The 4,726-nt window shown below is 60.9% G+C and carries 7 protein-coding genes; 1 reads left to right on the forward strand and 6 read right to left on the reverse strand.

Features of this window, described 5'->3' with window-relative positions:
- The coding region (locus HMPREF9538_RS02730; protein WP_020313519.1) for a methyltransferase domain-containing protein at window positions 1-258 on the reverse strand (258 nt) is incomplete at its 3' end.
- Window positions 259-379: 121 nt separating this feature from the next.
- Here HMPREF9538_RS02730 and elyC point away from each other — a divergent pair.
- Window positions 380-1,159 carry an envelope biogenesis factor ElyC gene (gene elyC, locus HMPREF9538_RS02725; RefSeq protein WP_009486269.1) on the forward strand — a complete coding sequence of 260 codons (780 nt, stop codon included), beginning with the start codon at window positions 380-382 and terminating at the stop codon, window positions 1,157-1,159.
- Here the strand turns inward: elyC and HMPREF9538_RS02720 are convergent.
- From HMPREF9538_RS02720 to HMPREF9538_RS02700, 5 genes are all read right to left on the reverse strand, one after another.
- Window positions 1,136-2,029: a YcbJ family phosphotransferase gene (locus HMPREF9538_RS02720; protein WP_004176684.1), complete on the reverse strand. Its 894-nt coding sequence runs from the start codon at window positions 2,027-2,029 to the stop codon at window positions 1,136-1,138. The two genes, elyC and HMPREF9538_RS02720, sit on opposite strands and share 24 nt — an antisense overlap.
- A 137-nt stretch (window positions 2,030-2,166) precedes the next feature.
- The gene (gene kdsB, locus HMPREF9538_RS02715) at window positions 2,167-2,913 is read right to left on the reverse strand and encodes a 3-deoxy-manno-octulosonate cytidylyltransferase (protein ID WP_004224020.1); all 747 of its coding nucleotides are present in this window, start codon (window positions 2,911-2,913) and stop codon (window positions 2,167-2,169) included.
- On the reverse strand, window positions 2,910-3,092 hold the full coding sequence (ycaR, locus tag HMPREF9538_RS02710) for a protein YcaR (RefSeq protein WP_002898177.1): 183 nt from the start codon (window positions 3,090-3,092) through the stop codon (window positions 2,910-2,912). The genes kdsB and ycaR overlap by 4 nt, the downstream gene beginning before the upstream one ends.
- A 63-nt stretch (window positions 3,093-3,155) precedes the next feature.
- Entirely contained in the window at window positions 3,156-4,385 is a 1,230-nt protein-coding gene (locus tag HMPREF9538_RS02705) for a winged helix-turn-helix domain-containing protein (protein ID WP_009486271.1), read from the reverse strand.
- A gap of 54 nt (window positions 4,386-4,439) precedes the next feature.
- A partial coding sequence (locus tag HMPREF9538_RS02700; RefSeq protein ID WP_009486272.1) for a tetraacyldisaccharide 4'-kinase occupies window positions 4,440-4,726 on the reverse strand: 287 nt, incomplete at its 5' end.

Below are 4,726 nucleotides of genomic sequence, written 5' to 3' on the forward strand. Positions count from 1 at the left end.
GGCCGCCTGGCGGGCGCGAGCCACCATCTCAGCGGAGAGATCGCACAGCGTCACGTGATGGCCCAGTTGCGCGACTTTGATGGCCGTTTGCCCTTCCCCGCCGCCGGCATCCAGCACCCTCAGCGGTCCCGGCCCCAGCTGCGCCAACAGCGGTTCCAGATCCTGCCAGAGGATCGCCTGACGCAACTGGCCTTTTGTGGTGCCGTAAATATTGCGCGAAAACTTTTCAGCAATGTCATCGAAATTGCGATCCTGCACGAGTGACTCCACAAGCCAACACAAAACCGCTATTTTGTCATACCCGCGCCGAGAATGAAGCGATCTGTTATAAGATCCGAACATAACTTTGGTTATATGGTTAAAAAAGGAACCATCTGGCATGCTTTTCACGCTAAAAAAGATCGTCGGCGGCCTGCTGTTGCCGCTACCCGCCTTACTGTTGCTGATCGGTATCGGGATCGCGCTGTTATGGTTCAGCCGCTTTCAGCGTACCGGGAAGCTATGCGTGAGCCTCGGCTGGCTGCTGCTGACGCTGCTGAGCCTTCAGCCCGTGGCCGACAGCCTGCTGAAACCGATTGAAGATACCTACCCCACCTGGCGCGGCGAGCAGCCGGTGAACTACGTGGTGGTGCTGGGCGGCGGCTATACCTGGAATCCGGAGTGGGCGCCAAGCTCTAATCTTATCAATAACAGCCTGCCGCGCCTGACGGAGGGCATCCGCCTGTGGCAGGCGAATCCCGGTTCGAAAATGATCTTTACCGGCGCGGCGGCGAAAACGAATCCCGTCAGCACGGCGGAAGCCGGGGCGAGAGTGGCGGAGAGCCTTGGCGTACCTCGCAGCGATATCATTGTGCTCGGTCGGCCGAAAGATACAGAAGAGGAAGCGCTGGCGGTGAAGCGCGCCATCGGCGACGCGCCCTTCCTGCTGGTCACCTCGGCGTCACACCTTCCGCGGGCGATGATATTCTTTCGCCATGCCGGCCTGGATCCGCTTCCTGCGCCGGCCAATCAGCTGGCGGTGACCTCGCCGCTCAATCCGTGGGAGCGGGCCATTCCTTCTCCAGTGTGGCTGATGCACAGCGACCGGGTCGGCTATGAAACCCTTGGTCGCGTCTGGCAATGGCTGAAAGGCAGCTCAGGCGAGCCAGGGCAGGAGTGATTTTGCAGCGAGGTCAAAACGGGCGCGATCAAAGCGCCCGGTGTTGACCAGACTATCCACCTCATCCCACAGCAGATAAAGCCAGCGCCGCCAGACAAAGGCCTCGGAAACTGGCGCCTGCTGCAGGTAGCGCCACAGCAGCTGTTCCGCCTGGCCGCCTTCAGCAAGGCGGAACAGTTCATACTCGCGTGGCGCCCACAGCATCATCCCCGGCCCCACCATCGCCAGCAGCTGATCGCTGCGCGGATCTTTTAGCATGCTGCGCAGAGTGAAGTTGCCATGCACCAGCACAGCATTATCATTGAAATCGCGGAACAGCTCCGGAAGGCACTCGCGGGAGCGGAACAAAAGGCGCTTATCCTGCATGGTGAGACCGGTGTCCTGATACAGGTTCAGGGTGCTCCACAATATCTCTACCCGCTGGCGGTACCAGTTCGGCCATAGGTTTTCCTGGGTATTGTCGACCATTCCCACGCAGCCGCCACTGTCCTGCCGATGCCACGCCAGCAGCCCCTCGACGATTTGCTCCTGCAGTTGCTCCCAGCGCGCCGGGGTGCGCGTCGGCGCCTCCACCGGTACGCCGCGCAGGCGCTCAAGCAGCAGCACATCTGGTCCGGGATGTTCTTCGTGCGTCATGACGCCATAAACCACCGGCATACGCACCGTACCATTACGCGCCAGGGTCGAGATCTTCCATGCCAGCTGCCGCGCCACGCCGGGCGTGGTGAAACTTCGCGCCAGCAGCGGCATCGGGTTTCCCTGCGCATCGTACAGGAACCACAGCGCCGTAGCGGCTTGTTCACTGACACACTCCACCCGGCTTAGCTTTTCGCCAAGAAGATGACTGAGTTCGGTTCGCAACTGTTCCATTGTCGATTACCCCTATGAACACTACTGGTTTCATAATGAGCGCCCGCACCTGGCTTGTCATCGGATAAGATCAAAAAGGGGTAAAAAAAGCGAAAAACCGACGGGGATATCCCCTCCAGCAAGGAGGGGACAGAGGACTAACGCAGCTCAGCGCGGACGCGCTCCAGATCTTCCGGGGTATCCACGCCGGTGCCGGGCACTTCGGCCGCCACGGCGACATGGATTTTCTCGCCATACCACAGCACTCGCAGCTGCTCGAGCATTTCAATCTGCTCCAGCGGGCTCGGCGCCCAGCTGACATAGCGGCGGATAAAGCCGGCGCGATAGCCATAGATGCCGATGTGCCGCAGCAGGGAGTCACCGATGGTCTCGCGGGTTTGGGCAAAGCGATCGCGATCCCAGGGAATAGTCGCGCGGGAGAAATAGAGCGCGTAACCCTCGGCATCCATCACCACTTTGACCGCATTCGGATTAAACGCCTCTTCCGCATCATGGATCGGTACCGCCAGCGTCGCCATTCCGCTGCTGCTGGCAGCCAGATTCTCCGCCACCTGGCGGACAATCGCCGGGGGGATCATCGGCTCATCGCCCTGAATATTGACGATAATGGTGTCATCGCTGAACGCACACTTTTCCACCACTTCCGCCAGCCGTTCGGTGCCGGACTGATGGTCGGCGCGGGTCATACAGACCTCGCCGCCGGCGGCTTCAACCGCCCGGGCGACATCTTCGTGATCGGTGGCGACAATAATGCGATCCGCGCCGGATTCGCGAGCGCGCTCCAGCACATGGACAATCATCGGCTTACCATTAATGTCCTGCAGTGGTTTTCCCGGCAGGCGCGTGGAGGCGAAACGCGCAGGAATAATGACCACGAAACTCATGAGTGACTCTCTTCTAGCGCCAGCGGACGCGCCTCTGTCTCCAGCAGCACCGGGATACCGTCGCGCAGCGGAAACGCCAGGCTATCAAGTTTGCAAATAAGTTCTTGCTTATCCTGACTGTAATACAGCTTGCCGTTACAGACCGGGCAGGCGATGATTTCAAGTAAACGGTGATCCATGTTTCCTCCTGATGGACCGGATAGATTTCTCAGCAGCATATCACAGGAAGGCAGGCGCCGGGATCAATCGGCGTCGATTTCCCACCCCTGCTCCTGGCCGACAAACAGCCCTTCCGGCAGGCGTCGGCAAAGGATCCGCTCTGCCGATTGCCAGCGTGCGAAGTCGTTAATCGCCCGGCGCAGCCCCTGCTCCAGACCACGGGTGATCTTCACCCCCTCCTCCAGCCACAGAGCGAAGATCTCCAGCTCCCGGCTTTTGCGATGTATTTTACTGTCCATCCGCCCGACCAGTTTTCCCTGGTGCAGCAGAGGCAGTACGAAGTAGCCATACTGACGCTTCGGCGCCGGGGTATAACACTCCAGGCGATAGCTGAAGTTGAACAGCTGCTCAGCGCGTTTCCGATCCCAGACCACCGGGTCGAAGGGCGAGAGCACGGCGCTATGGCTGGCGGTCAGCTTACCGCCGGGCGCGGTCTCCAGCTGCGCCAGCGCCTCGTGATGCAGCCACATCTCGCCGAGTGCTTCCACGTTAACCGGCACCACCAGCCCCTCTTCCTGCCAGGCCGCCAGCAGACCCGGTAGCGACGGCTGGCGCAAGCGATAGTAATCGGCCAGCCACTGGGCGCGGAAGATGCCGAGACTACGGGCGCTATTGCGCAACATAATGGCCTCTGCGTCTTCGCGGGAGAGCGCGTCGCGCTCGTCGTCCCAGTCCGGCATCACCCGCCGGGTTAGATCATACACGCGGTGAAAATTGCGCCGCTCCACCACCATCACTTCGCCGGCGGTAAACAGCCCTTCCAGGTGGCGCTTATGCGGTTTCCACTCCCACCAGCCGCTGGCGCCTTTGCGCGGGTGGGTAAAATCCGCCGAGCGAACCGGGCCGTTTTGCCCGATATGCGCCACCAGCTCGGCAATACTCCCGGCATGCTCCTCCATCCACGCGCGATGGTATTTCCAGCCCATATTGTCGGGATTCAACATGCGATGGCGCACCAGGGCGAAATCGCTGCGCGGCAGAAAGCAGGCTTCATGCGCCCAGTATTCCATTAGCTCGCCGTTGCGCAGCGACTCATCCAGCCAGTGCTGCGGATAGCTGCCAAGACGGCTGAACAGCACCAGGTAGGGGCTGCGGGCCACCACGTTGATGGTATCGATTTGCAGCAGCGACATCTGCTGGATGGTGGAAAGAATGTCTTTCGGGCGAGCGCGACGTCGGGGCTTCTTTAACAACCCCTGCGCCGCGAGATGGAGGTGGCGCGCCTCGTTAAGCGATAGTTGCAATACCGACATGCAGGTTCTCCGTCAGGAATTCCAGCACAGCGGCGAGCAAAGCCGGCGCGTCAGTTAACGTTGCGCCAACGTCGCTAAGTCCGCAAGCAACCGCTGTGCGCGTTCATCGGCCATTATGGCGTCGACCGGTAAATACCACCAGTTTGCAGCGGCGAAATCGCGACATTTCACGGCATCTTTCTCGGTCATCAGCAGCGTCTGATCGGCGGTCACCAGGGCGGCGACATCAGCCTGGCTCAGCGCCTGATGGTCCGCCAGCGCCACGGTTTTGACCGGCTGGACGCCGCAGCTTTCGAGGGTGGCGAAGAAGCGCGGGGGGGGGGGGGGGGGGGGGGGCGCCC

The sequence above is a fragment of the Klebsiella sp. MS 92-3 genome (genome assembly GCF_000195655.1).
GTDB lineage: Bacteria > Pseudomonadota > Gammaproteobacteria > Enterobacterales > Enterobacteriaceae > Klebsiella > Klebsiella pneumoniae.